The organism is Roseococcus sp. GW821-FHT12F05 (assembly GCF_058806835.1).
On record NZ_JBXAQB010000008.1, the window covers coordinates 141,244 to 166,672 of the forward strand.

Sequence of the window (25,429 nt, forward strand, 5' to 3'; positions counted from 1 at the left end):
GTGCCTCCCGGGAAAGACCAGAAGCATGACCCTTCCGAAGCTGCCGCGCCGCGCCGTCCTCGGCGCCCTCGCCGCCCCGGCCCTCGCCGGCACCGCCAGCGCCCAGGCCTGGCCGAGCCGGCCGATCCGCGTGATCGTGCCCTTCGCCGCCGGCGGCGCCACGGACCTGATGACGCGCCTCATCGCCGAGCGTCTGGCCGGGCCGCTCGGGCAGCAGGTGGTGGTCGAGAACCGCGGCGGCGCCTTCGGCGTGCTGGGCGCGGACGCCGTCGCGAAGGCGGCGCCGGACGGCTACACGCTGCTGGGCGGCAGCCCCGGGCCGATGGTCGTGAACTCCTTCGTCTACAAGACGCTGCCCTATGTGCCGGAGCGCGATCTCTGCGGCGTCTGCATGGTGGCCTCGATCCCCTATGTGATGATCGTGCCGGCCTCGCTGGGCGTGAGCACCGTGCAGGAGTTTCTGGCCCTCGCCCGCTCGCGGCCGAATTCGGTGAACTTCGCGACCTCCGGCATGGCCTCGCGGCTGACGGTGGAGCTGTTCCGCGCGCTGGCCGGCAACCTCGAGATGGAGATGGTGCAGTACCGCGGCGGCGCGCCGGCGCGGACCGACCTGCTGGCCGGCCGCGTGCAGCTCGTCATCGAGCAGGCGCCCTCCTTCCTGGAGGATTTCCGGGCCGGCACGCTGAAGCCGCTGGCGGTGGGCGGCACGCACCGCTTCCGCCTGCTGCCCGACGTGCCGACGCTGCAGGAGGTGGGCATCGCCGGCTACGAGGCCGCGGCCTGGATGGGCTACGGCGCGCCCGCCGGCACGCCGATCGAGATCCGCCGGCGGCTGGCCACGGAAATCGACAAGATCGTGAAGCTGCCGGAGGTGCAGGAGCGGCTGCTCTCCTGGGGCTCGGAGCCGGTCGGCGGCACGGTGGAGGACATGGACCGCATCCTCGAGGAGGAGCGGCGGCGGTGGTCCGAGGTGGTGCGGATCGCGGGGATCGAGAAGGAATGACACGGTCTTGAGGAGGGCTTCGCCCTCCTCAAGCTCCACCCGGGTTCGGGAGGGGCGAAGCCCCTTCCGAAAGCCGTCAGGCCGGCAGGATGACCTTCTCGACGTATGCCATGAAATGCGAGGCCGGCGGCGTCTGCAGCCCCTTCACCTTCGCCTGCTCGTCGAAGCGCCGCAGCTGCACCGCCTCGCGATACTGCGGCACCGCCTCGAACTCCGCGATCTCCTCCGCCGACATGGGGCCGCCCTGGAGGCTCAGGCTCAGGATCGAATCCTTCGAGAGCTTGGCGAAGTAGTCCGGCTCCACCGCGCAGAGGTAGCGCTTGGCGGCGACATGCAGCCGCACCGGCTCCGTCACGTCCGGGCCGAACATGGAGACGAGGAATTCGTAGCCGAGCTCCTCGTGCTTGTCGTCCACGCCCTCCTCGGCGGGGTTCTCGCCGAGGTCATGGACCATGTGGCCGATGTCGTGCAGCAGGGCCGCCGCGATCAGGCTCTCCGGGCAGCCCTGCCGCTCGGCCAGCCAGGCGGATTGCAGCGCGTGCTGGCGCTGGTTGATGTCGGCCAGGCCGTACTGGCCGCCGGCCTTGAGCTCGATCAGCTCGGCGATGTGCGCGAGGCGCGGGTCGGTCATGGGGCGCTCCCTTGGGATGGGAGCGCCAGGTTACAGGCCGGCCCGCAGTTGTACAATCATCTAGACGATGACGTTCAGGCGACAGGCCCCTCACGCAACCGGCATCGTCCTCGCCAGCGGCGGCAGCGTCACGACCTTGGCGTACCAGGCCTCCAGCTTCGGGTGGCCCGGGCGCCAGGGCTCGTTCGCATAGCGGAAGTCGATGTAGCCGAGGGCGCAGGCGACGGTGATGTCGCCGATCGTGGCCAGCTGGCCGAGCTGGTCGGCCTCGGCCTCCAGCTTGTCGATCGCCCGCTCCACCTTGCCGCGCTGGGTCGCGATATAGTCCTTGCGGCCGTCATCCTGCGGCAGCGCGATCTCGCGGCGGCGGGGCTGGCTGGCGTCCATGATGCCGTCGCCGAGCGCCTGGAGCTGCAGCGCCTTCCAGCGCGCAGGGCCGGCCTCCGGGAAGAGCTTCGGCGCGGAGCCGACGCTGTCCAGGTACTCGCAGATCACCGGGCTGTCGTAGAGCGCCAGCCCGTCCGGCGTGACGAAGGTGGGGATCTTCGCGAGGGGATTCAGCGCGGCCAGCGCGGCGTCCGACGACTTGAGGCCGAGATCGGTGAGCTGCCCGTCGATGCCGCGGGCGATGGCGCAGGCCATGGCCTTCCGGACATAGGGGCTGGCGCCGGAGAAGGTGAGCTTCATGCGAGACGGTTCCGTTCGTTGTGGGCGGCGGAACTCTCCCCGCCGCCGCGCGATCCGGCAAGATGGCAACCCGCGGCGAAGGCCTGTCGTTGACCCGTCGCAGAACCGGAGACCGGAAGCATGGAAGCGCAGCAACTTCATCGCGGTCGGCTGATCGACCACATCCAGCTCGTCGTCGAGGACCTGGCGGCCAGCCGGCGCTTCTACGAAGCGGTGTTCCAGGCGCTGGAGATTCCGATGGGCGGCAGCGCGAACGACCACTTCTGGGCCGACGAGCTGTTCGTCTCCTCCGTCGACAGCGAGGCGGCGCAGGGCGAGCCGACGGGCCGGCATCACCTCGCCTTCCAGGCGAAGGACCGTGCCCAGGTCGAGGCCTTCCACAAGGCGGCCCTGGCGCATGGCGGCACCGACAACGGCGGGCCGGGCGAGCGGCCCTATCACCCCGGCTACTACGCGGCCTTCGTGCTGGATCCCGCCGGCAACAACATCGAGGCCGTCCACCACGGCCCGGCGACGCGCTCCTCGCCCAGCGTGACCATCGAGTTCGAAAGCTGAACCGGGCCGCGCCCGGTCAGAAGATCCCCAGCGCGAGCCCCGCCGCCATCGCGGCGCCCAGCTCCCGGCAAGGCGCGAGCTGCGTCTCCGAAAGCCGCTTGGGCGCGAGGATGGCCTCGGGCGTCTGCGCGCCGGTGAGGACCAGCACCGGCTCGGCCACCTCGCGCAGGCGCCAGCCCGTGGCGATGCGGCGCATCTGGCGGATCGCGCCCTGCCCGTCCGTGCCGGCGCAGACCATGAGCGCGAAGGGCCGGCCCTGGAGGCGGTCGAGCAGCGGGTAGTAGCAGCGGTCGAAGAGGTCCTTCATCGGGCCGGAGAGCGCGGCCAGGTTCTCCGGCGCGGCGAAGATGTAGCCGTCGGCGGCGAGCAGGTCGTCCGGCACCGCCTCCTCCGCCTTCAGCAGCCGCGTTTCCGTCTCGCCGGAAGCGGCCTCGCGCGCGGCCTCCGCCATGGCCGCCGTGCCGCCGGTGCGCGAGTGATACAGGACCAGCAGCCGCGTCATGCGCCCGCGGGGATCTCGGGCTCCGCTTCCGCCGACATCCGGGCCCGGGCGGCGCGGCGCACGTGGCGCGCGGCGAGCAGCGCGGCCAGCTCCTCGTCGCCCTCGGCGACGGCGGTGAGGATCATCGCGTGCTCCCGCCAGTCCAGGCCCGCGCGCTCCACGCTGTTGCGGCGGAAGACCATCTCCGTCCTTTCGCGCAGCGGGCGCATGAGCTCCTGCAGCGCCTGGTTGGCGCCGGTCGCGGCCAGCAATTCGTGAAAGCTGGCATTGAGCGTGGCCAGCGCGGCCGGCGAGCCGTCGGCGGCCAGCGCGTCGCCGGCGGCCAGCAGCTCCTGGATGCGGGCCACCTTGCTGCTGTCGCGACGGCGGGCGGCGAGGCGCGCCGTCAGCCCCTCCAGCACGGCGCGGACCTCGATGAGGTCCTGCGCGTCCTCGGGCGAGAGGGCCGCCACCTGCGCGCCGCGGCCGCCATCCACCGGCTCGGCGAGGCCTTCCATGGTGAGCTGCTTGATGGCCTCGCGGATGGGGACGCGCGACATGCCGAGATCGGCGGAGAGCTTTTCCTCGACGAGCCGCTCGCCCGGCCGCAACCGACCGGCGACGATGGCCTCGCGCAGCGCCTTGAGCGCGCTCTGGCCAAGCGAAGGGCGCCGCGGCGCACGTGCCTCCCTTTGCGGGGAATCGGTTCCGGATGTCGCCGCCTTGTCCAAGCCTGTCTCCTCTCGGCCGCACGGATAGGCCGGCTTCGCGCCCGGCCCAAGAGCGGGGATGGAACCTCGCTCACTTGTATACGAACAATCGCAAGCCGTATGCGATGAAATGGCCGCCTTGCCGCATCGCCCAATATACAGGCGGATTTCCCGGAGAAAATGCCCAATAACAGAGCATTTTGTGTCAAAATGGTCACTATCCCAGCCCAACGCAAAAACTCTCGCGTTGACGTCATGGATCATCGTATACGAAATCCACCGGGAACAATCCAAACCCGGAAGGTAAGAACGGCATGGCCTCCATCGGAGCGGTTCACTACGTCTACCTCCTCGGCGTCGCGGCGATCATCCTCTCGATGATCCTGCGGGCGAATGTCGTCGTGCCCGCCATCCTCGCGACCTTCGCCGTGGCGCTCACCTGGTCGGGCAACCCGATCGCCGCGACCATCGCCATCTTCAACGGCTCGCTCGTCGCGGCGAAGGAGCTGTTCAGCATCTTCCTCGTCATCGCGCTGATGACCTCGCTGCTGAACGCGCTGCGCGCGCTCGGCGCCGACCAGCGCATGGTGCAGCCCTTCCGGAAGATCATGACGAACGGCCATATCGCCTTCGTCGTCCTCGCCGCGATGACCTATGTCATCTCGCTCTTCTTCTGGCCGACACCGGCCGTGCCGCTGGTCGCCGCCACGCTGCTGCCCGCCGCCATCGTCGCCGGGCTGCCGGCGCTGGGCGCGGCCGTCGCCATCGCCATCGCCGGCCAGGGCATGGCGCTCTCCTCTGACTACGTGATCCGCGTCGCACCCGGCATCAGCGCGCGCGCCGCCGGCATCCCCGAGCTGGCGGGCGTGGTCGCGGACAAGGCGCTGGTCCTCTCGCTCGTCACCGGTGCCGTGGCGCTGATCCTGGGTTACCTCGCCATCCGCAAGCGCATCGCGCAACCGAGCGAGCAGCATCTGGTGGCCTGGCAGTCCGGCGCCACGCTGGGCGAAAGCCTCGCCGAGCAGCGGGAAGAGATCGCCCCGAACATCGGCTCCTTCGACAAGTCGGTGATCGCGCTCCAGGCCGCCGAGGAAGGCACGGCGGCGCCGCCCTCCCTCTGGACCAACCGCATGGCCATCATCACGCCGATCGTCTTCGGCCTGCTGATCCTCTTCATGCTGGCGCCGAAGGTGATCCCCGGCATGCCCGAGCTGAAGGGCGGCGACGCGGCCGCGCTGGTGGGCGGCACGGCGGCGCTGCTCATGCTGGTCGCGACCTTCGCGGCCGACGGCCCCAAGGCCATGCACACCACGGCCGACCATATCATCGACGGCCTGGTCTTCTCCTTCCGCGCCATGGGCACGGTGCTGCCGATCGCGGGCTTCTTCTTCCTGGGCGCGGCCGAGTTCTCCGGCGCCATCCTGGGCCTGCCCTCGGCCACGCGCGGGCCGGACCTGCTCTTCGAGGTCATCCGCTCCATGGAGCACCTCATCCCGCACAGCCCGGCGGTCGTGGCCTTCGCGGTGATGATCGTGGGCATGATCACGGGCATCGACGGCTCGGGCTTCGCGGGCCTGCCGCTGACCGGCGCGCTCGCCGGCGCCCTCGGCCCCGTGGCGGGCATCGAGCCCACGACGCTCGCGGCCGTGGGCCAGATGGGCGCGGTCTGGACCGGCGGCGGCACGCTGATCGCCTGGTCCTCGCTCATCGCCGTGGCCGGCTTCGCGCGCGTGCCGGTGCTCGACGCCGTGCGCATCCTGTTCCTGCCGGTGGTCGCAGGCCTCGTGGCCTCGACCATCGTGGCGGTGGTCCTGTGGTGACGCCGCCGATGTTCCTCACCCCCCAACCCCAAGGAGGCCTGTCATGACCGCGCTCATGAATCACGACGAGTTCCGCACCGCGCTCGAGAACGCCATCAAGGGCAAGAGCGCCAACAAGTCGCCCTTCAGCATCGCCTGGGCGAGCGGCAAGCTCTCCCGCGCGCATCTCTCGCGCTGGGCCGAGAACCACTACCACTATGTCGGCCCCTTCGCCGAATACCTCGCCTATGTCTATGCGCGCATGCCCGCGGAGTACCAGGAGGCCAAGGACTTTCTTCTGGCCAACATGTACGAGGAGGAGATCGGAGGCGACCGCCACACCGACCTGCTGATCCGCTTCGCCGAATCCTGCGGCACCACCGGCGCCCGCGTGAAGGATCCGGAGAACATGTCGCCCACGACGCGCGCGCTGCAGAGCTGGTGCTACTGCGTCGCGATGCGCGAGGACCCGATCGTCGCCGTGGCCGGCCTCGTCGTGGGTCTGGAGAGCCAGGTGCCCTCCATCTACCGCCGCCAGACGCCGACGCTGCGCGACAAGTATGGCTTCACGGACGAGGAGGTGGAGTTCTTCGACCTGCACATCGTCTCCGACGAGATCCACGGCGAGCGCGGCTACCAGATCGTGCTGGAGCACGCGAACACGGTCGAGCTGCAGCAGCGCTGCCTGAAGATCTGCGAGGTCGGCGCCGAGATGCGGCTGCTCTACACCACGGCGCTGTACCGCGACTATGTCGAGCACGAGCTGTCGCTCGCCGAGCTCGACATGGCGGCCTGAGCACCGCATGCCGCAGGTCACCTTCCGCAAGGATGGCGCGGACTACTCCGAGGAGATGGTGGACAACACCAACCTCGTCGTCCGCGCCGGCATCAAGAAGTTCCCCTGGCCGCACCTTCGCTACGGCTGCGGGATGGGGAAGTGCGGCAAGTGCACCTGCCTCGTGCTCGACGGGGCCGAAAACCTCGCCGAGCCCAACTGGAAGGAACAGAAGGTGCTGGGCGAGGAGCGGCTGGCCGGGGGCCAGCGCCTCGCCTGCCAGCTCTGGCTCCATCACGACATCACCCTGACCCAGGACGGGGTGGCCCTGCCGGCTCCCGTCAAGCTCTAGATTCCTTTCACCGCGTGATTCAGATCTCCGGCGCCTTCGCGCCTTCGATCATCACGCTTTAGGAGGCGCGACATGTACGTCATCCTCACCAGCAAGCCCGGCCAGTTCCGAACCGACGTCACCGAGGGCCTCGTGCCCGTGGAGGCCTATGACTACGTCTTCTCCGGCCGCGTCCGCGCGCAGTTCGTCATCGCCGAGCTGAAGACGCCCATGAAGGTGACCGTGGTGGACGAGGTCTTCCCGCCCGTCGTGAACCGCGTCCCCTCGAAGTTCCTGCCGAGCTTCGAATCCGCCGAGGCCGCGCGGCACGAGCTCAGCCACCTCACGCAATACGGCAGCGTCCGCGCCGCACTGGAGAAGGCGCCGCTGCCGGCCATCGCATGATCCAGGTCACCTTCCTCACCAACGGCAGCAAGACGGTCGAGGCGCCGGAGAACAGCAACCTGCTGCGCGTCTCGCTGCGCGAGAAGGGCGGGATTCCGTTCAAGTGCGGCGGTGGACTCTGCGGCACCTGCAAGTGCCTGATCGAGCAGGGCCGCGAGAACACCGACGCGATCAAGCCCAAGGAGCGCAAGCACCTGACCGAGGAACAATTCGCCGAGGGCTGGCGCATGGCCTGCCAGACCTTCGTGCTGGGGGACATCGCCGTCTCCTGGCCGCCACCACCGCTCAAGCCTGGAAGCACCCCTGCATGAAGACCGCCTGGAAACTGGAGCAGCGCGAGGCGCGCGCGATGGTGGACGCCGCGACCGCCAAGGCGCGCGAGATCGGCGTCGCGCAGACCGTCTGCATCGTGGACGACGGCGGCCATCCCCTGCTCATCGAGCGCATGGACGGCGCGCGCGTGACGGGGCCGCAGATCGCCTGGAACAAGGCCTTCACGGCAGCGGGCCACAAGCGCTCGACGCATCTGTTCAACACGCCGCCGAACGGGCCGGCGCTGCCCGGCAACGAGGCCTTCGGCATCCAGTGGAGCTTCGAGGGCAGGTTCGCCGTCTTCGTCGGCGGCTTCCCGATTGTCCACGAAGGCGCCGTGATCGGCGGCATCGGCCTGTCCGGCGGCAATGGCGAGCAGGACACGGCCTGCGGCGTGGCCGGGCTGCAGGCCCTGTCGGACCTGCTGGGCGGCAGCATTCTCGTCCAGGCCGACATCAAGCTGTAGGGTCCGGGGACCCGCAGTCCCTGGACCTCGCTGATGACGTTACGCCATGGCCTGGAAATCCGCGCCGCCACGGCGGCCGAGGCACCGGGCCTTGCCACCCTGCTGGCCGAGGCCGGCCACGTCATCGACGCGCGTGCTCTCGCAGAGCGGCTCGCCGCGCTGCGCCAGGGCGCCGCGACGGCGCTGGTCGCCCTGCAATGGGGCCCGCCCAGCGGCCTTCTCGTGATGCACTGGTACCCGACGCTCGAATCCGCCAGCCCCGTCGCTGTGATCACGACGCTGCTGGTCGGCGAGGAGCACCGGCGGCAGGGGATCGGCCGGCTGCTGCTCAAGAGCGCCGCGCAGGCCGCGCGCGTGGCCGGCTGCAACCGGATGGAAATTGCGACCGCAGCGGAGGCCCCGTCGCTGCACGCCTTCTGCCGGGCCACGGGCTTCACCGAAGCCGGACCACGCTTCGTCCGCTCCCTGCGCAAGCAGGGATAGGAGCCCCTTGCGGGGCTCCCTCGCCGCCTACTGGATTTCCTTCCGCACGATCGCGGCCCCATCCGCCATCGCCTTCAGCTTCCCGAAGGCGCGCTCGCGCGGCAGGTACTTCATCCCGCAATCCGGCGCGGCCACGATCCGCTCCGGCGGCAGCACCTTCAGCGCGCGGCGCAGGCGCTCGGCCACGATCTCCGGCGTCTCCACGTCCGGCGAGCTGAGGTCGAGCACGCCCACCAGCACGGTCTTGCCCTCAAGGTCCCGCAGGACTCCCAGGTCCAGGTTCGGCTGCGCGGCCTCGATGGAGATCTGCTGCGCCGTCGTCTCCGAGAGCTCCGGCAGGAAGGAGTAGCCGGCGGGCTTGCCGTCCACCATCGCCGCATAGCCGAAGCACATGTGCACGACGGTGGTGCCCGGCACGTCCTTCAGCGCGCGGTTGATGGCGGCGACGGCGAAGCGGCGCGCCTCCTCGGGGAAGGCCTGCATCCAGGGCTCGTCGAGCTGGATCACGTCCACGCCGGCGGCCTTGAGCTCCAGGATCTCCTCGTTGAGCGCGGCCGCGTAGTCCATCGCGAGCTCGGCATCGTCCTTGTAGAACTCGTTCTTCGCCTGGCGCGTCATGGTGAAGGCGCCCGGCAGGGTGATCTTGAGCTGCCGGTCGGTGTTGGCGCGGGCGAACTTGATGTCCTCCACCTCGACGGCGCGGCTGCGCTTCACCCGGCCGACGACGCGCGGCACCAGGGTCGCCTTGCCGGTGCGGCCGATCACCTCGGCATGGTTCACCGCGTCCACGCCCTCGAGCGAATTGGCGAAGTGGTTGGAGTAGCTCTCCCGGCGGATCTCGCCGTCGCTGATGATGTCGATGCCCGCGCGCTCCATGTCGCGGATGGCGAGCAGGGTCGCGTCGTCCTGCGCGTCGTGCAGGCGCTCCGTGGGGATGCGCCAGATCTCGGGGGCGCGCACGCGCGGCACGAGGCGCGAGCGCAGGGCCTCCTGGTCCACGAGCCAGGCGGGCTGCGGGTAGCTCCCCACGACGGTCGTGGGCAGGAGGGGAAGTGTGTCGGCCATGGGTGCGATCCTATCAGTGTCGAACGTCAGACGGCCGGCGCCGCGCGGCGAGGGATCGCCGAGGGGCGGTGCCGGGTTGCGGCATGTTCCAGCAGGCGCATCACGAGGTCCAGCAGGACGCCGAGCAGCAGCACGAGGAGGATGCCGACATAGACGCGCGGGCTGTCCAGCACCGTGCGGTAGGAGGTGATGAGATACCCGATGCCGGCCGAGGAGGTCAGCATCTCCGACACCACCACGCCCACGATCACCAGCGCGCCGCCGAGGCGCAGGCTCGCGATGACGGTGGGGATGGCGGCCGGCAGCACGACGTGGCGCATGCGCTGCATCAGGGTGGCGCCCATGCTGCGCGCGGTGACCAGCAGCTGCGCGTCGATGGTCTGGATGCCGGCGGCCGTGCCGAGCAGGGTCGGGAAGAAGCCGTAGATCGAGGCGAAGGCGATCTTCGACTGCGCGCCGATGCCGAACCAGGCGGTGAAGACCGGGTAGAGCACCACCAGCGGCACGGCATAAAGGCTGGAGACGACCGGCAGCAGCAGCCCGCGCAGCCGCGCGACGCTGCCCACCAGCGCGCCCGCCAGGATGCCGCCGCCGCAGGCGAAGACCAGCGCGACCGCCGCCTCGCTGAGCGTCACCGCCAGCGCCTCGACGAAGATGCGCCAGTCGGCGATGCCCACCGTGACGACCTGGCTCAGCGGCGGCAGGAAGAGCTGCGGCACGAGGCCCGCGCGCGGCAGCACCTCCCACAGCACCAGCAGGATGGCGCCGATGAGCCAGCGGATGGCGGATGGGCTCACGTCGAATGTCCGCCCTGGGGGCTCCGGATCTGCCGCCAGATGCGCTCGCGCAGCTGGCCGAAGGTGGCGCTGGCCATCATCTCGTAGGTGCGGGGACGCGGCAGCTCCACCTCGATGCGGTCGATGATGCGGCCGGGATGGGCGGACATGACCAGCACCTCGTCGGCGAGATAGACGGCCTCGCTCAGGCTGTGCGTCACGAAGACGACGGTCTTCGAGGTCCTGGACCAGATGTGGAGGAGTTCCTCGCCCATGGTCATGCGGGTCTGCTCGTCCAGCGCCGCGAAGGGCTCGTCCATCAGCAGCACCGGCGGGTCCTGCACCAGCCCGCGCGCGATGGAGACGCGCTGCTTCATGCCGCCCGAAAGCTCGTTCGGAAAGCGTGCGCCGGCGTGGCCCAGGCCCACCAGCTCCAGCATCGCGGCCGCGCGGTCCAGCCGCTCGGATTTTCCCACGCCGCGCAGCATCAGCGGGAAGGCGACGTTGTCGATGGCGCTCAGCCAGGGAAAGAGGTTCGCGTCCTGGAAGACGACGCCGACGCGGTCCGGATCGGGATCCAGCATGGGCTTGCCGTCGACGAGGATGGTGCCCTCGGTCTGCCGGCGCAGCCCCGCCATCATCATGAGCAGCGAGGATTTGCCGCAGCCGCTGGGTCCCACGATCACGCTGAAGCGCCCGGCCTCGACGGTGAGCGCGATATCCTCCAGCGCGCGCGAGGCGACGCCGCGGGATTCGTAGGTGTGGCCGAGGCCGATGACCTCGATCATCGGCCGCGCCGTCACGGGCTGCTCCTTCAGCTGCGCCAGTGGCTGCATCGGGTCTCGATCCATCGGATACCTTCGTTGATCAGGATGGCGGTCACCGAGACGATCAGCACGCCGGCGAAGAGGTTCTTCATCATGAAGCCCTCGCCCCAGCCCGCGATCTGCTGCCCGATGCCGCTGCGCGAGGCGTACATCTCCGCGAGGATGACCGCTGTCGTGGAGAAGATCACCGCGAGCCGCAGCGCCTCCAGCAGCACCGGCAGCATGCTCGGCAGGTAGACATGGCGCGTGATCTGCGCCCGCGTGGCGCCGTAGGAGCGCGCGGTCAGCACATGCTCCTCGCGCACCGAGCGCACGGCGGCCGTGGCGCTCATCAGCACGATCAGGATGGTGGAGAAGCAGCCGAAGGCCACCTTCTGCCAGAAGCTGATCCCCAGCGTGAGGATGAACAGCGGCAGGAAGATCGACTTCGGCACGCTGAAGAGGAAGTAGAGCAGCGGCTCGCAGACCTGGGCGAGCCGCTTGTTCTCCGCCAGCAGGATGCCGAGCAGGACGCCCGTCGGCACGGAGATGATCAGCGCCGCGCCGAGCTGCAGCCCGGTAATCGCGAGGTCGCCATGGATGGCGGGCCGCTGCAGCAGCTGCAGCGCCGTGACGAACACCGCGCTGAAGGGCGGCAGGATCTCGTCGTCCACCCAGCCGAGCCGCGGCAGCGCCTCCCAGATTCCCAGCGCCAGCGCCAGCAGCAGCAGCCGCACGGCCAGCATCGCCGTGCGGGACATCAGCGCGTCGGCACCGGCCGGAAGCGGGTGGTGAAGACCTCCTCGGCGGGCGCCATCTCGGTCATGCCGCTCATGCGCGACAGCTCCAGCGAATAGGCGACCTGCGCGGGGTCGATCACCCCGTCGGGGGACAGCTTGAGGATGGTCTCCTCGTACTCGATGGCCGCGATCTCGGCCGGAATCTCGTTGTTGGTGGAGATCAGCTCGATGGCCGGGCCGCGGTTCGCGCGCAGCCAGGCGAGGCCGCCATAGATGGCGTTGACGCCGCCCTGCACCGCCTGCGGCGTGTCGCGGATCATGCGGTCGCTCACGATCCAGCCGGCGGTGATGTGCTGCGGGATGGCGGTGCCGTAGTCGATCAGGCTGCGCGCCTGGTTCGCGCGGATCAGCTGGAAGCTGAGCGGCGAGTAGATCACCGCGGCGTCGACGTTGCGCGAGCGCAGGTTGGGCACCAGCCCGCCGCCGCCGACGGGCACGCGGTTGGTGGTGATGCGCCGGTCCGTCTCGGTCCATTGCGCCAGGAGGTCGGAGCCCGAGCCGCGCGAGGTGATGCCCAGCTTCTTGCCCGCCAGCTCCGAGACCTCGCGGATCGGCGAATCCGTGCGCACCATCAGGTGCCAGCCGTAATAGGCGAGCGCGCCGGCGGTCACGAGCTTGGAGCCGAAGCCGCGCTTGATCCCCGCCGCGACCAGCGCGGGCGGATCCAGGATCAGGTCCGTGGCGCCGGCGGCCAGCGCCTCGAAGCACTCGGCGCCGCCGCGGTAGATCGTGGTCTCGACCGTCAGCCCCTCCTTCTCGAAGAAGCGCTGCTGCTCGGCCGCGGTGGCGATGATGGTGGGCCAATAGGCCTTGGTCGGCACGCCGACGCGGATGCGCGGGCGGGCCTGGGCCAGCGCCGGACTCGCCAGGCCTGCGCCTGCGACTCCCGCGGCGAGCGCCCGGCGCGACAAAGCGAAGCCGGGCCGTGAGGCGGCTTGATCGGTCATCTCAGTCTCCTTGTCCAGGGCACCCCGCCTGGTCGTGATGGGTCGTTCGGATGGCAGGTCTCCTGGCTCGCGGGTCGTCGATGCAGGCCCCACCTTCCCACGGCTCTCGCCGCAGTGGCCCGTCGCGCAGGCGGCGCGACGGATGGGCCAGCGTCTCGCCGCTGACAGTTGCGGGGGCAGCTGCCGACTTGCCCCCCGAGGACTTGTCCCGGAGAACTCACGGCATTCCCTTTTGACCCGCTTGCGCGGGACCATCCGGTGCCGTCGATATCGTGGCTTGCCGGGAGAGGCAAGGCGCGATCCGTGAACATGGCGAGTCCGCCCGGCCCGCGCGCATCCGGGAGCGGCGTTCCCCCGGTCCCTTGCGACTCCCGATGCGGCAGGGCTCCGCGCCGCCGGCCTGGGGCAGGATCGGGCCGGGCCGGCACGGGCGGCGAGTCGCGCATGGCGGAGCGCATGACGTTTTCCCTCGGCCCCGTTGCTCGGAGCCTGCGGACGGACGGTATCGGTAACAGACCCGCGCGGGCAAGCCCGCTGCCGGGACGATGCGGCGCCGCACCAAACCCCTTGCCGCTGCGGCGGGCCCGGGTCACGCTCGGCGTCCCCAGGGGACCGACATGACCGAACCACCCTATCGCGGATACCACGATATCGGCGGCCTGCCCGGCGGCCCCGTGATCCAGGACGAACGGCCCTTCGAGGCCTGGCAGGCGCTCTCCGAATCCATCCGCGGCGCGCTCAACGCCCGCGGCCACAGCGTCACGCTCGACGAGATCCGGCGCAGCTTCGAGAGCTTCGGCGTGGAGCTCTACAAGACGCTCGGCTTCTACGAGCGCCGCACCGAGGCGCTGTGCCGCCTCCTCGCCGAGAAGGAGTTCTTCACCGTCGAGGAGGTGCAGGCGCGCATGGATTCCCTCGCCGCCGCGCGCGGCCAGGTGGTGGACCACGCCGCCAAGACCGTGACGGGAGGCTGAGCGTGCCGCGCTTCCAACCCGGCGACGCCGTGCGCGTGCTCGATCTCGGCAAGCCCGGCCATGTCCGCATCCCCTTCTTCGTCCGGCAGAAGATCGGCCAGGTGGAGCGCTATTGCGGCGCGCATGCGAACCCGGAAGACCTCGCCTATGGCCGCGACGGGCTGCCGAGGATCGACCTCTACCGCGTGCACTTCCGCCAGCAGGAGCTCTGGCCCGACTACGGCGGCTCCCTCAGCGATTCCCTGGAGATCGAGGTCTACGACCACTGGCTCGCCCCCGCGGAGATCGCCTGATGCCCGCACCCGCCCCCACCCGCTTCTCCGCCGGCGCCGTCGATCCCTGCCGCCCCGTCACCGAGGGCCATGGCGGCGCCGACTACTACGCCCTGATGGCCGAGGCGCTGCACCGGCTGCTGCTGGACAAGGGCATCCTGTCGCAAGAGGACACCGACAAGGTGGTCGCCGGGCTGGAGGCGCCCAACGTCACCTGGGGCGCGCGCATCGTGGCGCAGGCCTGGCGCGACCCGGCCTATCGCGAGCGCCTGCTGGCCGACGGCTCCGCGGCCGCGCTGGAGCTCGGCTACCGCATCAGGGAGGCGAAGCTCATCGTCGTGGCGAACACCCCGGCGCTGCACAACGTCATCGTCTGCACGCTGTGCTCCTGCTACCCGCGCTCGCTGCTGGGCCAGCCGCCCTGGTGGTACATCTCCAACAGCTACCGCGCCCGCACGGTGCGCGAGCCGCGCAGGGTGCTGGCGGAGTTCGGGCTGGAGCTGCCGGAGGAGGTCGAGCTCCGCGTGCATGATTCGAACGCGGACATGCGCTACCTCGTGCTGCCGATGCCACCGGAAGGCAGCGAGGACTGGCCGGTGGAGAAGCTGGTGGCCTCGGTGAGCCGGCACATGCTGATCGGCGCGTCGGCCTGAGGTGGTTCTGCGAGGGGCTCTGCCCCTCGCGCTCCCCGCCAAGGGGCAGTGGCCCCTTGTAACCAATCCCCATGTGCCGGTTTCCCAAGGCCTCTCGGCCTTTGGTAGTGGTCTGCGGGGAACGAAGTCCCCCGCAGACCACCTACGGAAATCCGACGAACACGTAGCCGAAGGTCCTGACCGCCTGGATCGAGACGAACTCGCTCGCCTCCGGCTCGATCTTCCGGCGCAGGTTCTTCACGATCGTGTCCACCGCGCGGTCCCCCACCCGGAAGGGCCGGCCGAAGACCTGCCGGCACAGCTCCGCCCGGCTGACGGGGTTGCCCTTCGCCGCGTGCAGCATCTGCAGCGTCTCGAACTCCGCATTGGTGAGCGCGCAGATCGCGCCGCCCGGCTGCCGCAGCACCCGCCGCTCGGTGTCCAGGTGCCAGCTCGGGCGCGCGGGCTCGGCCGGCCCGTCACCCTCGCGGCGGCGGCGGCGAAGGACGGAGCGGATGCGGGCCAGCATCTCGCGCGGCGTGATGGTCTTCTCCATCTCGTCATCCGCGCCGATCTCGAGGTTGACGATGCGGTCCATCGTCTCGGAGGCGCCGGTGACGATGATGCAGGGCACGTCGGAGACCGCGCGGAGGCCGCGCAGCACGTCGGTCCCTGAGACATGGCCGAGCCGCTGGTCGAGCAGCACGAGGTCGGGCGCGAAGGCCGCGACGGCCGAGCGGAACTGCGGCTCGTCCCGCGCGGCCTGCACCTGGCAGCCGTGCAGGCCGAGATAGTCGCCGAGCAGCTGCGCGAAATCGGCGTCGTCGTCCACGACGAGGATGCGGGGGGGCTGGGGTGTCATCCGATATGCCCCATCTCGGCGCGGCTCCGGGCAATGGGCACCGGCTGGACCTCCGGCGCCGGCTCGACGGCCTCGGCCGGATAGGCGAGGCGCAGGCGGATCGCCACCTCGGCGCCGCCGCCGGGCCGGTTGCCGAGGGTGATCTCGCCGCCGAAGCCCAGGATCGTGCCATAGGCGATCGAGAGGCCGAGGCCGGTGCCCAGGCCCGGCGGCTTGGTGGTGAAGAAGGGCTCGAAGGCGTGCTGGACGATGCCCTCCGGCAGGCCATGCCCGTGGTCGCGCACGAAGATCGAGATCCAGTCGGCGCCGCCCGGCCGCTCGACGGAGATGGCGACCACGCGCTGCTCGGCCGGCAGATGCGCCATCGCGTCGCGCGCGTTGACGAGGAGGTTCACCAGCACCTGCTCCAGCGGGACGAGACGGCCCTGCACGCGCGGGAGGTCGTGCAGGTCGGCGACCTCCACCGTCACCCCGTCCTTGCGCAGGGACGCGCCCACCACGTCCAGCGCGCCCTGGACCACCTCGTCGAGCCGGACCTCGTCGAGCGGGCCGTCATCGGTGCGGGAGAAGGTGCGCAGGTGGCTGGCGATGTCGCGCATCCGCTCCACCTGGCGGAGGATGTTCTCGACATAGCGCTGCGCCTTCGGCGCATCGCCGGGGGCGCCGAGATGCGCGAGGCTGATCTCGGCCGCGATGGAGATGGCCGAGAGCGGCTGGCTGATCTCGTGCGCGATGCTCGCCGCCATCTGGCCGAGCACGGTGAGGCGCGCGCCCGCCTCGGTCTGCGCGCGCATCTGCCGCTCCTCCTCGATGTCGGTCACGACGCCGACCACCTCGGCCTCCGTGGGCGAGATCCACGCGGCGATGCGGCAGCGCTCGCGGATCCAGAGGCCCGAGCCGTCGGGCATGCGCAGGCGGTACTCGCGGACATGCTCGCCGAACTCGGCCACCCGGCGGAAGAAGGCGCGGCGCGCGGCGGGGCCGCCGGGCATGACGGGCAGGTCGGGCCCGCCGGTGATCCGCAGCATCTCCGGGCCGACCTCCTGGCCGTAGAGCCAGCCTTCGGCGTCGATCGTGCCGTGATAGGCGGCGCTCGGCTGCGGCTCGAAGGTGGAGAGCATCCGGGTGTGCTCGGCCTCGTCGCGCTCCAGGCTTTCCTGGACCCGGTCGAGCTCGGCGAGGCTGCGGCGGCGGTCGAGGAAGACGGCCGCCGCCATGCAGGCGGCCAGCAGCGCCGCCACGCCGACGGCGAGCAACCACAGGATCATCCGCCGTCGCTTGGCCGCCTGCGCGAGATAGGGCGTGGGATCGATGCCCACCGCGACGATCATGGGCGTCTCGGGGATGCGGCGCCAGGCGGCGTGCAGGGGCCGGCTGTCGATCGCGCTGGCGACCCGACGCAGGCCCTGCGGCTCCAGCAGCGCCTCCATGGCGCGCGGCGGCAGGACCGCGCCGACATGCAGGCGGGGGTTCTCGCTGCGGGCAAGGATGGCGCCGTCGGCGCGCAGCAGCGTCGTGACGCCGGCATTCTCGGCCTGCCCCTCGCGCAGGCGCATCGAGAGCTGCTCGGCGTCGAAGACGACGGCGGCGTAGCCGACGAGCTCCCCCGCCGGGCTCCGGAGCGCATGGCGGAGACAGATGACCGGCTGCTGAAGGGGCGCCGCGCGGCGCGGACGGCCGACCTGGATCTCGTCAGGCCCGCCCAGGTGGTCCCAGCAGGCGGTCACCGTTCCGCGCGCCTGGGGCCCGGCCGCGGCGCCGGCGGACCAGATCGGCGTGCCCGTGGCGTCGAACAGCACGAGGTCGGCGAGCTCGGGTCGGCCCTGGATCATCTCGCGCAGATGGGTCTCGAGCGCCTCGCCGGGCGTGGCCAGCCGGCCGGAGCGCGCGACGAGCTGGGACTGTGCCAGCGTCTGGAAGGACAGCAGCGTATCGGCCGCGCGCTCGGCCTGGGCGCCGGCACCCGCGCGGGCCACCCGCGCGAGGGAGTCCACGTGCTCCAGGGCGAGACGGTCACTGGAGGCGAGGGCGCGCCAGGCGATTCCGATCGCGACGCCGGCACCCAGCAGGAAGAGCCCGAGCATCGCGAGGTGGATGGCGGCGCCGTCCGTGAGGCGCGGGCCGCGCCGGGCTGCTGCGACGGCGCTCACGGCTGGAAATCCCGGACTGGTGCTTGGCCCCCACCCCCGGCTTCCGTGGAGACATCAGGCCCCCCGACCCTGTGACGAACCACGTCCAATCCCTTTCATTCCCAAGAATACAATTTACATCCTCGCGCCGAGAGCACTCAACCGGAGCAGAGCTGGAGGACGAGCAACACGCGCCATACGGCTGTTTGCCTCGCATTTGCCCGCATAGGTTGCATTCCTTGGCATGAGAAGAGCTTTGTCGAGTTTTACGCCTTGTGCATAGGTTAACTTCGCATGCTTTGAAGTCAACAAACATTGCGATGTCGAAGGTTGTAACGTTGGAAGGACCGACGCGTTCCCTTCCAAACGAAAATAAATCCGTGCCGCCCTCAACCAAAGGCAATTGGCGGAAACCCGCACTGAGGACCGAGCCCTAACCTGCTGAAAAATCGCCATACCCCGGCGGCAGGACGCCCTTCGGCCGAGCCTCTACAAAACCCGACATATCACCCTTTGCACAACCTTTGCGGGCATTTCATTCCTTAACATACGAAGAACGGTGGTCCATCCCGCCGGCCCGGAACCCCTCCAGGTCGACAGGCCCGCCCCCCCGTCCGCCCCGACGCCGGGCCATCGGGGCCAGAGAGCAAAGGAGTGTCGGCCATGGTCGCCAAGAAGCTTCGAGAGCCTCCCGTCAGCGCCGATGCCGCCGACCTCGCCCTGGGCGTCAGGCTCCGGCAGATCCGCGAGGCGCGCCGCATCTCCCGGCGCATCGTGGCGGCCGGCCTCGGCGTCTCGCCGCAGCAGGTCGAGAAGTACGAGACCGGCCTCACCCGGCTCTCGATCGGCCGGCTCCTGCGCTTCGCCGCGGTGCTCGACATCTCGCCGGCGGCGCTGCTCATGAACCTCCATCCCGGCGCCGACGCGGACAGCCCCGGCCCCGACGATCCCATCTTCGCCGATGCCTGCGCGGCCTTCGGGCACCTGGCCCGGATCCGCGAGCCGGGGCTGCGGAATGCCATGCTGAACGTGCTGGCGGTGCTGGCAGCCCAGGCCCCCGCCGCGCCCGCCACGGATCAACATGCGAAGGAATTCAAAATACCCCCACCCGAGCGCAAGGACCCGAACACGGCATCCTCAAACCGGAGCTTCGCCCATTCCACCGCGGGAACGGCGACAAAACTCTACGCCCTGCCGGGACATAGACGCTACCGCGAGCCCGAGCCCGAAGATACAATCTCTTAGTGATTTCACGAGCCGTCGCTCAACCATGGCGAGATGGGCATGCAGATTCGGCGCCTTGCGGCGGCATCCTCCAACGGCCCGGCCCGCCACGGAAGCGCGGGGCGAGCCGCCCTGCTGGCAGCCTGCCTCGGCCTGATCCTCGCCGCGGGCGCCCTCGCGGCGGGCGCCCAGGCGCAGACCTCGCGCGCCCCGGCCCAGGCCCGGACGGCCCCGCAGCCGCCGGCCCAGCCCGGCCCCATCCGGATCAAGGTGATCGGCGGCCTGGCCGGGGTGAGCCAGTACCTGCGCTACGAGGCGCCCTTCTGGCAGCAGCGGCTGTCGCAGATCACGCACGGCCGGATGACGGCCGAGATCGAGCCCTCCGACCGGAGCGGCATCCGCGCCGCGGAGATGCTGCATCTCATGCGCCTCGGCGTAGTGCCCTTCGGCACGCTCCTCCTCGCCGTCGCCGCCGCTGACGAGCCGGAGCTCGCCGGCGGCGACCTGGCCATCCTCAACCCGGACATGGCGCGGCTGCGCGAGAACACCCGCGCCTACCGGCCACGCATCCTGCGCAACCTCGCCAACAACTACGACATCGAGGTCCTGGCCATCTACGCCTATCCGGCGCAGGTGCTGTTCTGCACGCGCCCCTTCACGAGCCTCTCCGACCTCGGCGGCCGCCGGATCCGGGCCTCCAACGTAGGCCAGGCCGACATCATCGCCGCCCTCGGCGCCATCTCCGTCCTGACGCCCTTCGCCGAGACCGTGAACGCGGTGCGCAACGGCCAGGTGGAATGCGCCATCACAGGCTCGCTCTCGGGCAACGCCATCGGGCTGTCGGAGGTCACCGGCTACGTCCACCGCATGGCCATCACCTGGGGCCTCAGCGTCTTCGGCGTCCATCGGCCGAGCTGGAACGCCCTGCCGGCCGACCTGCGTCAGATCCTGCGCCAGGGTATCGCCGAGCTGGAGGCCGAGATCTGGGCCGCGGCCGAGCAGGAGACGGAGGACGGCTTCGACTGCAACGCCGGCCTGCCCTCCTGCCGCGGCGGCCGGCCGGGGCGGATGCAGGTCGTCCCGGTCAGCGAGGAGGACGAGCGCCGGCGGCGGACCCTGCTGCGCGACGTGGTCCTGCCGAACTGGATCGAGCGCTGCGGGCCGAGCTGCGCGGACGCCTGGAACGAGAGCCTCGCCGCCTCGATCGGCATCCCGGCGCGCCCATGAGCACGAGCATGGCCAGGCTGCCCGACGCGGAGAGGGCGCCCCCGGGCGCCGCGGCCATGCCGAGCCCCGCGCGCCGGATCCGCTTGTCCATCATCCTCGGCGTGAGCCTGCTGCTGGTCGCCCAGGTCCTGGCGGTGTCCCAGCTCATCACCAAGGCACGCGACACGGCCATCACGGCCGCGACCGGCCTGGCCGACCGCGTCGGCCGCTCGGTCGAGGGCGCGGTCAACCGCGCCTTCGTGCAGGTGGACGCGACGCTGGTCGGCCTGCCGCTGCTGCTGGCGCCGCTGACCGACGGGGAGAGGCTGAACATCGCCGGCGTGAACGCCGCGCTGCGGCAGATCAACAGCCAGAACTTCGCCTTCCGCGACCTGCTGCTGATCGGCGCCGACGGCCAGCCCATCGCGGCCGCGCTGCCGGCCTCGCGCCGGCGCGGGCTCCCCGTGCCGCTCGGGCCCGACTACGAGGATGCCGGCCTCTATGCCGGCGGGCTCGCCATCGGCGGCCCCGCCCTGAACCCGGCGACCGCCGAGTTCTCGCTCTTCTTCGCCCGCGCGCTCCAGCTGCCCGGCTTCGGCGCGGTTCACGGCGTCGCCGAGGTGACGCTGCCCCAGCTCGCCACGCTGCTCAACGCCGGCGGCGAGGCGCCGGGGCTGCGCGTCTGGATCGAGCGCACGGACGGCACCCTCCTCGCCTCCTTCCCGCTGGACAATGCCCGGCTCGGCCAGCGCATCGCGGACCCGCCGGAGCCCGGCCCCGCCGCGATCCGCAGGTCCCGCCTCGACGGGCGCGAGGTCATCTCCGCCACGCGGTCCACCATCTATCCGCATATCCGCATCGTGGCCGAGATGGACCTCGACCCCGTGCTGGCCGACTGGCGCGACGACCGCGACCGCGCGGCGCTCTTCTCCGTCGCGCTGACGCTCGTGCTGGTCGCGCTCATGATCTCGCTGCTGGTCTGGGTCACGCAGCGCAGCAAGGTGGAGGCGGAGCGGCTGCGCTGGCGCCTGCGGCTGGAGAGCGCGCTGAACAGCATGACCGACGGCTTCGTCATGTTCGACGCCGAGGACCGGCTGATCGTCTCCAATCAGAGCTACCGCGAGATGTACGACCTCTCCGCCGACTTCATCCGGGAGGGGGCGCGCTTCGAGGACATCGTCCGCGAGGGCGCGCGGCGCGGCCAGTACCCGCAGCTCAAGGGCGACATCGACAGCTTCATCCGCGAGCTGCAGGAGCAGCGGCGCGCGGGCGGCCTGATCGTCGAGCGGCTGCTGCCCGGCGGGCGCTGGATCCTGATCACCGAGCGCAGCATGCCCGACGGCGGCACCGTCGGCATCCGCACCGACATCACCGCGCTCAAGGCCGCCATGACGCAGCTCGCCGCCGCGCGCGACGACGCGGAGAAGGCCACCGTGGCGCGCGGCATGTTCCTCGCCCGCATGTCGCACGAGCTGCGCACGCCGCTCAACGCGGTGCTCGGCTACGCGCAGATCGTGCTGCAGGACCCGCGCATCGAGGACGAGACGCGCGAGCGGCTGCGCCTCATGCACGATGCCGCCTCGCATCTGCGCGATGTGGTGAACACCCTGCTGGACCTCACCAAGGCGGAGGCCGGCAAGCTGGAGCTGCGCCCGGCGCCCGCGCCGCTGCGGCCGCTGGCCGAGGCCTGCATCGCCCTCCTGATGCCCGAGGTCGAGCGCAAGCACATCGCCGTCGCGCTCGACGCCGAGGCCTCGCTGCCGGCCACCGTCTCGGTCGACGCCATGCGGCTGCGGCAGGTGCTGCTCAACCTGCTCTCCAATGCCGTGAAGTTCAGCCCGCAGGGCGGCCGCGTGGTGCTGCGGCTGCGCGCCACGCAGCGTCCCGGCGTCGTGCGCTTCGAGGTGGAGGATTCGGGCCCCGGCATCCCGGCCGAGCAGCGCGAGCGGCTGTTCCGCGACTTCAGTCAGCTCCAGGCCGGCACGGAGAGCGGCGTCGGCACCGGCCTCGGCCTCGCGATCTCGGCGCAGCTCGTGGCCGCCATGGGCGGGCAGATCGGGGTGGGCGACGGTGTCGGTCCCGGCGCCATGTTCTGGGCCGAGGTGCCGCTGCCCGCCGTCGAGGCCCCGAGGGCGAGGACCGTGCCGCCGATGCCGATGCCGTCCGCCGGTTCCCGGCCGGCCCCGCAGGAGGCCGAGCGGCCGCTGCGCCTCCTCGTCGTGGACGACATCGCGGTGAACCGCACGCTGGCGCGCGTCATGCTGGAGCAGGCCGGCCATCAGGTCACGCTCGCCTCCGACGGGGGCGAGGCGCTGGCCGCCGTCGAGGCCAACACCTACGACGCCGTGCTGATGGACGTGCAGATGCCGGTCATGGACGGGCTCGAGGCCGCGCGCCGCATCCGCCAGCTGCCCGGCGAGGCGCGGCGCGTGCCGATCATCGCGCTCACCGCCTCGGCCATGACGGACCAGGTGGAGGCCTGCCGCGCGGCCGGCATGGACGCGCACCTCGCCAAGCCCATCAACCGCGCCGAGATGCTGGCCGCGGTCGCCGAGATCGGGCGGCGCCGGCACGAGGCGGGGGGCGCCACGCCCCTGCCCGCCGAGGCCCTGGACAAGCTCCGTGCCGAGCTGGGCACAGGCGCGGACCGCGTCATCGCCGAGCTCGTCCAGGAGATCCGGGCAGGGCTGCACAGCCTTCCTTCCGCCGCCCAGGACGCCCCCGGAATGGCGGCGGCCGCGCACCGGCTGCTCGGCCCGCTGCGCGCGCTGGGGGCGGAGCCGCTGGCGGAGGCGACCGCCGCGCTGGAGGCCGCTGCGCGCGAGAGCGGCCCCCTCGACCAGCCCCTGCAGGCCTGGCGCGCCGCCGCGACGGCGCTGGAGCCGCATCTCGACGCGCTGGTCCCCTCCGGCGCCCCGCGCGAGCCCCAGCCCGCGATGCATCATCATGGCTAGCGCGCTGCAGGACCGGCGGCCCGCGACCCCGCCGGCCGCAGCCGGGCCTCCGGCGCCGATCGAGGAGGATCCCCTCGCCGATGCGCTGGCCATCGCCGGCATCGGCACCTGGCAGGTCGACATCGGCACGCGGAAGGTGCGCTGGAGCCAGGTGACCCACCGGATCCACGAGGCAACGGACGAGGGCGAGCGGGACGTCGACGAGGCGCTGGGCTTCTACCCGCCGGAATCGCGCGGCGAGATCGCCGCCGCCGTGGCTCTCGGCATCGCCGAGGGGCAGCCCTGGGACCGCGAGGTGCCCTTCGTCACCGCGCGCGGCCGCCGGCGCTGGGTGCGCGTCTCGGGCCGCGCCGTGCTGCAGGACGGCCGGCCCGTGCGCCTGGTCGGCACCTTCGAGGACATCACCGCGCGGCGCGAGATGGACGCCGCGATGGGGCTGGAATCCGCCCGCCGCACCGCCGCGGAGACGATGCTGCGCGAGGTGCTGGACGCGCTGCCCAACGCCGTCGTCGCCTATGACCGGAACGAGCGCGCGATCCTCTTCAACCGCGCCCATGCCCGCATCTTCGACCGCACCGCGCCCTGGATCGGCGTCGGCGCGCGGCTGGAGGACGTGCTGCGCGCCGGCCTCGCGCACGGCCAGTACCCCGATGCCGGCGACACCCTCGCCGCCCGCGAGGCGTGGATGCGCGACGAGATCGCGGCGCACCGCACGCCGGGCCCCTCCCGCCTGCTGCGGCTGCCGGACGGCCGCTGGCTGCAGCAGCGCGCGCGGCGCTTCGCCAACGGCTCCTTCATCTCCATCGGCACCGACGTGACGCGCGTGAAGACGATGGCCGAGACCGCGCAGCGCCGCGCCAGCGAGGACCCGCTGACGGGCCTCGGCAACCGCGCGCTGCTGCAGCGCCGGCTGGGCGGCCTCGTCGCCGGGCGCCGCGCGGACGATCCGCCCGCCGCCTGCCTCGTCTTCTTCGACCTCGACCACTTCAGCACGGTCAACGACACGCGCGGCCACGACTGCGGCGACGCGATGCTGCGCGCCCTGGCCGACCGGCTGCGCGGCCTCCTCCGCGCCGAGGACACCATCGTCCGGCTCAGCGGCGACGAGTTCGGGCTGCTGCTGCCCGGAATCGCCAGCGCGACCCAGGCCGCCGGCTTCATCCGCCGGCTGCGGCAGGAGCTGGAGCGGCCTTACCAGATCGGCAAGACGCGGCTCTCGCCGTCCTTCTCCATCGGCGCCGCGCTCTACCCGGCCGATGCCGCGGATGCGGACGGGCTGTTCCGCTGCGCCGACACGGCGCTCTACCACGCCAAGCGCGAGGGCATCGGCGGCACCGCCTTCTTCGAGCCCGCCATCACCGCCATGCTGGCGCGCCGCGCGCATCTCGCGACGGCGCTGCGCGAGTCCATCGAGGCCGGCGGCATCGAGATCGCGCTGCAGCCGCAGGTGCGCCTCGGCGACGGCGCTCATGTCGGCTTCGAGGCCCTGGCCCGCTGGTCGGATTGCGAGAAGCCGGTCCCGCCCGCCGAGTTCATCCCGGTCGCCGAGGAGATGGGGCTGATCGTGCCGCTGGGCGCGCGCGTGCTGAGCCTCGCCCTCTCGGCGGTGACGCGGCTGCGCGGGCGCGGGCTGGAGCCGGGCCGGGTCTCGGTGAACGTCGCGGCCCCGCAGCTGCTGGCGCCCGACTTCGCCGGCTTCGTGCGCCGCGAGCTGCGCGCGCATGGCGTGGAGCCCGCCGGGCTCGAGATCGAGGTGACGGAGACCGTGCTGCTCGACCGCGCCGCCGACCGCATCGCGCGGGTCCTGGCGGAGCTGGAGGGCCTCGGCGTCTCGATCGCGCTGGACGATTTCGGCACGGGCTACGCCTCGCTCGCGCACCTCACGCGGCTGTCGGTGCACCGGCTGAAGATCGACCGCCGCTTCGTGCGCGACATCGGCACGGGCGGCGTGCCGAACCCGATCGCGCGCACGGTGATCGGCCTGGCGCACGGGCTCGGCATGCAGACGGTGGCCGAGGGCGTGGAGACCGAGGCGCAGCGCGACTACCTGGCCGCGCATGGCTGCGACATCATGCAGGGCTACCTGATCGCGAAGCCGCTGACGCCGCAGGAGGCCGAGGCGTATCTCGCCCGGCGCTGAATCC

27 protein-coding genes and 1 riboswitch are annotated in these 25,429 nt (G+C 71.3%); of the genes, 16 read left to right on the forward strand and 11 right to left on the reverse strand.

Translation table 11 applies throughout. From position 1 onward, the window contains the following. The first annotated feature begins 25 nt into the window (after positions 1–25). Positions 26–1,003: a Bug family tripartite tricarboxylate transporter substrate binding protein gene (locus tag AC1ROY_RS19990; RefSeq protein ID WP_493150630.1), complete on the forward strand. Its 978-nt coding sequence runs from the start codon at positions 26–28 to the stop codon at positions 1,001–1,003. Positions 1,004–1,079: 76 nt separating this feature from the next. On the opposite strand, the gene AC1ROY_RS19995 is transcribed toward AC1ROY_RS19990, so the two are convergent. After that, positions 1,080–1,634 carry an HD domain-containing protein gene (locus AC1ROY_RS19995; RefSeq protein ID WP_493150631.1) on the reverse strand — a complete coding sequence of 185 codons (555 nt, stop codon included), beginning with the start codon at positions 1,632–1,634 and terminating at the stop codon, positions 1,080–1,082. 90 nt (positions 1,635–1,724) lie between these two features. Continuing rightward, positions 1,725–2,321 carry a glutathione S-transferase C-terminal domain-containing protein gene (locus AC1ROY_RS20000; RefSeq protein ID WP_493150632.1) on the reverse strand — a complete coding sequence of 199 codons (597 nt, stop codon included), beginning with the start codon at positions 2,319–2,321 and terminating at the stop codon, positions 1,725–1,727. 120 nt (positions 2,322–2,441) lie between these two features. Between AC1ROY_RS20000 and AC1ROY_RS20005 the strand changes: the two genes are divergently transcribed. Next, positions 2,442–2,876, forward strand: a complete 435-nt coding sequence (locus AC1ROY_RS20005) for a VOC family protein (RefSeq protein WP_493150633.1) — start codon at positions 2,442–2,444, stop codon at positions 2,874–2,876. 16 nt (positions 2,877–2,892) lie between these two features. Here AC1ROY_RS20005 and AC1ROY_RS20010 read toward each other — a convergent pair whose 3' ends face one another. Both AC1ROY_RS20010 and AC1ROY_RS20015 read right to left on the reverse strand, forming a co-directional pair. Further along, entirely contained in the window at positions 2,893–3,378 is a 486-nt protein-coding gene (locus AC1ROY_RS20010) for a flavodoxin family protein (protein ID WP_493150634.1), read from the reverse strand. Next, positions 3,375–4,088 carry a GntR family transcriptional regulator gene (locus AC1ROY_RS20015; RefSeq protein WP_493150635.1) on the reverse strand — a complete coding sequence of 238 codons (714 nt, stop codon included), beginning with the start codon at positions 4,086–4,088 and terminating at the stop codon, positions 3,375–3,377. The genes AC1ROY_RS20010 and AC1ROY_RS20015 overlap by 4 nt, the downstream gene beginning before the upstream one ends. Positions 4,089–4,381: 293 nt before the next feature. On the opposite strand from AC1ROY_RS20015, the gene AC1ROY_RS20020 reads away from it, so the two are divergent. The 7 genes from AC1ROY_RS20020 (at position 4,382) to AC1ROY_RS20050 (ending at position 8,638) form a co-directional block, all read left to right on the forward strand. Next, positions 4,382–5,887, forward strand: coding sequence for a hypothetical protein (locus AC1ROY_RS20020; RefSeq protein WP_493150636.1), 1,506 nt, complete (start codon positions 4,382–4,384; stop codon positions 5,885–5,887). 43 nt (positions 5,888–5,930) lie between these two features. Continuing rightward, positions 5,931–6,662: an iron-containing redox enzyme family protein gene (locus AC1ROY_RS20025; RefSeq protein WP_493150637.1), complete on the forward strand. Its 732-nt coding sequence runs from the start codon at positions 5,931–5,933 to the stop codon at positions 6,660–6,662. Between the two features lie 7 nt (positions 6,663–6,669). Further along, complete coding sequence (locus AC1ROY_RS20030) at positions 6,670–6,993, forward strand: 2Fe-2S iron-sulfur cluster-binding protein (protein ID WP_493150638.1); 324 nt, start codon at positions 6,670–6,672, stop codon at positions 6,991–6,993. Positions 6,994–7,065: 72 nt separating this feature from the next. Further along, positions 7,066–7,377 carry a hypothetical protein gene (locus AC1ROY_RS20035; RefSeq protein ID WP_493150639.1) on the forward strand — a complete coding sequence of 104 codons (312 nt, stop codon included), beginning with the start codon at positions 7,066–7,068 and terminating at the stop codon, positions 7,375–7,377. Beyond that, positions 7,374–7,688, forward strand: coding sequence for a 2Fe-2S iron-sulfur cluster-binding protein (locus AC1ROY_RS20040; protein ID WP_493150640.1), 315 nt, complete (start codon positions 7,374–7,376; stop codon positions 7,686–7,688). Before AC1ROY_RS20035 ends, AC1ROY_RS20040 begins: the two co-directional genes overlap by 4 nt. Next, complete coding sequence (locus AC1ROY_RS20045; protein WP_493150641.1) at positions 7,685–8,155, forward strand: GlcG/HbpS family heme-binding protein; 471 nt, start codon at positions 7,685–7,687, stop codon at positions 8,153–8,155. The genes AC1ROY_RS20040 and AC1ROY_RS20045 overlap by 4 nt, the downstream gene beginning before the upstream one ends. A gap of 33 nt (positions 8,156–8,188) precedes the next feature. After that, positions 8,189–8,638 (forward strand): GNAT family N-acetyltransferase, encoded by a 450-nt coding sequence (locus AC1ROY_RS20050; protein ID WP_493150642.1) that lies wholly within the window; start codon positions 8,189–8,191, stop codon positions 8,636–8,638. 27 nt (positions 8,639–8,665) lie between these two features. Here AC1ROY_RS20050 and AC1ROY_RS20055 read toward each other — a convergent pair whose 3' ends face one another. Genes AC1ROY_RS20055 through AC1ROY_RS20075 form a run of 5 tightly spaced genes read right to left on the reverse strand, consistent with a single transcriptional unit; the run spans position 8,666 to position 13,032 of the window. Beyond that, the gene (locus AC1ROY_RS20055; RefSeq protein ID WP_493150643.1) at positions 8,666–9,703 is read right to left on the reverse strand and encodes a 5-methyltetrahydropteroyltriglutamate--homocysteine methyltransferase; all 1,038 of its coding nucleotides are present in this window, start codon (positions 9,701–9,703) and stop codon (positions 8,666–8,668) included. A gap of 26 nt (positions 9,704–9,729) precedes the next feature. After that, positions 9,730–10,500, reverse strand: coding sequence for an ABC transporter permease (locus tag AC1ROY_RS20060; RefSeq protein WP_493150644.1), 771 nt, complete (start codon positions 10,498–10,500; stop codon positions 9,730–9,732). After that, a complete protein-coding gene (locus AC1ROY_RS20065) occupies positions 10,497–11,315 on the reverse strand; it encodes an ABC transporter ATP-binding protein (protein ID WP_493150645.1) in 819 nt (272 codons plus the stop codon). The genes AC1ROY_RS20060 and AC1ROY_RS20065 overlap by 4 nt, the downstream gene beginning before the upstream one ends. Further along, positions 11,294–12,046 (reverse strand): ABC transporter permease, encoded by a 753-nt coding sequence (locus AC1ROY_RS20070; RefSeq protein WP_493150646.1) that lies wholly within the window; start codon positions 12,044–12,046, stop codon positions 11,294–11,296. The genes AC1ROY_RS20065 and AC1ROY_RS20070 overlap by 22 nt, the downstream gene beginning before the upstream one ends. Next, on the reverse strand, positions 12,046–13,032 hold the full coding sequence (locus AC1ROY_RS20075; protein WP_493150647.1) for an ABC transporter substrate-binding protein: 987 nt from the start codon (positions 13,030–13,032) through the stop codon (positions 12,046–12,048). The genes AC1ROY_RS20070 and AC1ROY_RS20075 overlap by 1 nt, the downstream gene beginning before the upstream one ends. A gap of 35 nt (positions 13,033–13,067) precedes the next feature. Then, positions 13,068–13,303, reverse strand: a riboswitch (cobalamin riboswitch). A gap of 346 nt (positions 13,304–13,649) precedes the next feature. On the opposite strand from AC1ROY_RS20075, the gene AC1ROY_RS20080 reads away from it, so the two are divergent. From AC1ROY_RS20080 to AC1ROY_RS20090, 3 genes are read left to right on the forward strand one after another with little or no spacing between them, the layout of a single operon-like run. Then, entirely contained in the window at positions 13,650–14,006 is a 357-nt protein-coding gene (locus AC1ROY_RS20080; protein WP_493150648.1) for a hypothetical protein, read from the forward strand. 2 nt (positions 14,007–14,008) lie between these two features. Further along, entirely contained in the window at positions 14,009–14,299 is a 291-nt protein-coding gene (locus AC1ROY_RS20085) for an SH3-like domain-containing protein (protein WP_493150649.1), read from the forward strand. After that, entirely contained in the window at positions 14,299–14,931 is a 633-nt protein-coding gene (locus tag AC1ROY_RS20090; protein WP_493150650.1) for a nitrile hydratase subunit alpha, read from the forward strand. The genes AC1ROY_RS20085 and AC1ROY_RS20090 overlap by 1 nt, the downstream gene beginning before the upstream one ends. 142 nt (positions 14,932–15,073) lie before the next feature. Here the strand turns inward: AC1ROY_RS20090 and AC1ROY_RS20095 are convergent, their stop codons facing one another. Beyond that, positions 15,074–15,772, reverse strand: a complete 699-nt coding sequence (locus tag AC1ROY_RS20095) for a response regulator transcription factor (RefSeq protein WP_493150651.1) — start codon at positions 15,770–15,772, stop codon at positions 15,074–15,076. Next, a complete protein-coding gene (locus AC1ROY_RS20100; protein WP_493150652.1) occupies positions 15,769–17,922 on the reverse strand; it encodes an ATP-binding protein in 2,154 nt (717 codons plus the stop codon). The genes AC1ROY_RS20095 and AC1ROY_RS20100 overlap by 4 nt, the downstream gene beginning before the upstream one ends. 642 nt (positions 17,923–18,564) lie before the next feature. On the opposite strand from AC1ROY_RS20100, the gene AC1ROY_RS20105 reads away from it, so the two are divergent. The 4 genes from AC1ROY_RS20105 to AC1ROY_RS20120 are packed head-to-tail and all read left to right on the forward strand — an operon-like array spanning position 18,565 to position 25,425. Then, entirely contained in the window at positions 18,565–19,146 is a 582-nt protein-coding gene (locus AC1ROY_RS20105; protein WP_493150653.1) for a helix-turn-helix domain-containing protein, read from the forward strand. 39 nt (positions 19,147–19,185) lie between these two features. After that, positions 19,186–20,352, forward strand: coding sequence for a TRAP transporter substrate-binding protein (locus AC1ROY_RS20110; protein ID WP_493150654.1), 1,167 nt, complete (start codon positions 19,186–19,188; stop codon positions 20,350–20,352). Positions 20,353–20,360: 8 nt separating this feature from the next. After that, positions 20,361–23,285: an ATP-binding protein gene (locus tag AC1ROY_RS20115; protein ID WP_493150655.1), complete on the forward strand. Its 2,925-nt coding sequence runs from the start codon at positions 20,361–20,363 to the stop codon at positions 23,283–23,285. Beyond that, positions 23,278–25,425, forward strand: a complete 2,148-nt coding sequence (locus AC1ROY_RS20120) for a putative bifunctional diguanylate cyclase/phosphodiesterase (protein ID WP_493150656.1) — start codon at positions 23,278–23,280, stop codon at positions 25,423–25,425. Before AC1ROY_RS20115 ends, AC1ROY_RS20120 begins: the two co-directional genes overlap by 8 nt. Positions 25,426–25,429 lie beyond the last annotated feature (4 nt).

Coding starts and splice junctions, on each gene's coding strand:
- AC1ROY_RS19990 (WP_493150630.1), top strand. CDS start 26: ATGACCCTTCCGAAGCTGCCGCGCCGCGCCGTCCTCGGCGCCCTCGCC.
- AC1ROY_RS19995 (WP_493150631.1), bottom strand. CDS start 1,634: ATGACCGACCCGCGCCTCGCGCACATCGCCGAGCTGATCGAGCTCAAG.
- AC1ROY_RS20000 (WP_493150632.1), bottom strand. CDS start 2,321: ATGAAGCTCACCTTCTCCGGCGCCAGCCCCTATGTCCGGAAGGCCATG.
- AC1ROY_RS20005 (WP_493150633.1), top strand. CDS start 2,442: ATGGAAGCGCAGCAACTTCATCGCGGTCGGCTGATCGACCACATCCAG.
- AC1ROY_RS20010 (WP_493150634.1), bottom strand. CDS start 3,378: ATGACGCGGCTGCTGGTCCTGTATCACTCGCGCACCGGCGGCACGGCG.
- AC1ROY_RS20020 (WP_493150636.1), top strand. CDS start 4,382: ATGGCCTCCATCGGAGCGGTTCACTACGTCTACCTCCTCGGCGTCGCG.
- AC1ROY_RS20025 (WP_493150637.1), top strand. CDS start 5,931: ATGACCGCGCTCATGAATCACGACGAGTTCCGCACCGCGCTCGAGAAC.
- AC1ROY_RS20030 (WP_493150638.1), top strand. CDS start 6,670: ATGCCGCAGGTCACCTTCCGCAAGGATGGCGCGGACTACTCCGAGGAG.
- AC1ROY_RS20035 (WP_493150639.1), top strand. CDS start 7,066: ATGTACGTCATCCTCACCAGCAAGCCCGGCCAGTTCCGAACCGACGTC.
- AC1ROY_RS20040 (WP_493150640.1), top strand. CDS start 7,374: ATGATCCAGGTCACCTTCCTCACCAACGGCAGCAAGACGGTCGAGGCG.
- AC1ROY_RS20045 (WP_493150641.1), top strand. CDS start 7,685: ATGAAGACCGCCTGGAAACTGGAGCAGCGCGAGGCGCGCGCGATGGTG.
- AC1ROY_RS20050 (WP_493150642.1), top strand. CDS start 8,189: ATGACGTTACGCCATGGCCTGGAAATCCGCGCCGCCACGGCGGCCGAG.
- AC1ROY_RS20055 (WP_493150643.1), bottom strand. CDS start 9,703: ATGGCCGACACACTTCCCCTCCTGCCCACGACCGTCGTGGGGAGCTAC.
- AC1ROY_RS20065 (WP_493150645.1), bottom strand. CDS start 11,315: ATGCAGCCACTGGCGCAGCTGAAGGAGCAGCCCGTGACGGCGCGGCCG.
- AC1ROY_RS20070 (WP_493150646.1), bottom strand. CDS start 12,046: ATGTCCCGCACGGCGATGCTGGCCGTGCGGCTGCTGCTGCTGGCGCTG.
- AC1ROY_RS20075 (WP_493150647.1), bottom strand. CDS start 13,032: ATGACCGATCAAGCCGCCTCACGGCCCGGCTTCGCTTTGTCGCGCCGG.
- AC1ROY_RS20080 (WP_493150648.1), top strand. CDS start 13,650: ATGACCGAACCACCCTATCGCGGATACCACGATATCGGCGGCCTGCCC.
- AC1ROY_RS20090 (WP_493150650.1), top strand. CDS start 14,299: ATGCCCGCACCCGCCCCCACCCGCTTCTCCGCCGGCGCCGTCGATCCC.
- AC1ROY_RS20095 (WP_493150651.1), bottom strand. CDS start 15,772: ATGACACCCCAGCCCCCCCGCATCCTCGTCGTGGACGACGACGCCGAT.
- AC1ROY_RS20105 (WP_493150653.1), top strand. CDS start 18,565: ATGGTCGCCAAGAAGCTTCGAGAGCCTCCCGTCAGCGCCGATGCCGCC.
- AC1ROY_RS20110 (WP_493150654.1), top strand. CDS start 19,186: ATGCAGATTCGGCGCCTTGCGGCGGCATCCTCCAACGGCCCGGCCCGC.
- AC1ROY_RS20115 (WP_493150655.1), top strand. CDS start 20,361: ATGGCCAGGCTGCCCGACGCGGAGAGGGCGCCCCCGGGCGCCGCGGCC.
- AC1ROY_RS20120 (WP_493150656.1), top strand. CDS start 23,278: ATGGCTAGCGCGCTGCAGGACCGGCGGCCCGCGACCCCGCCGGCCGCA.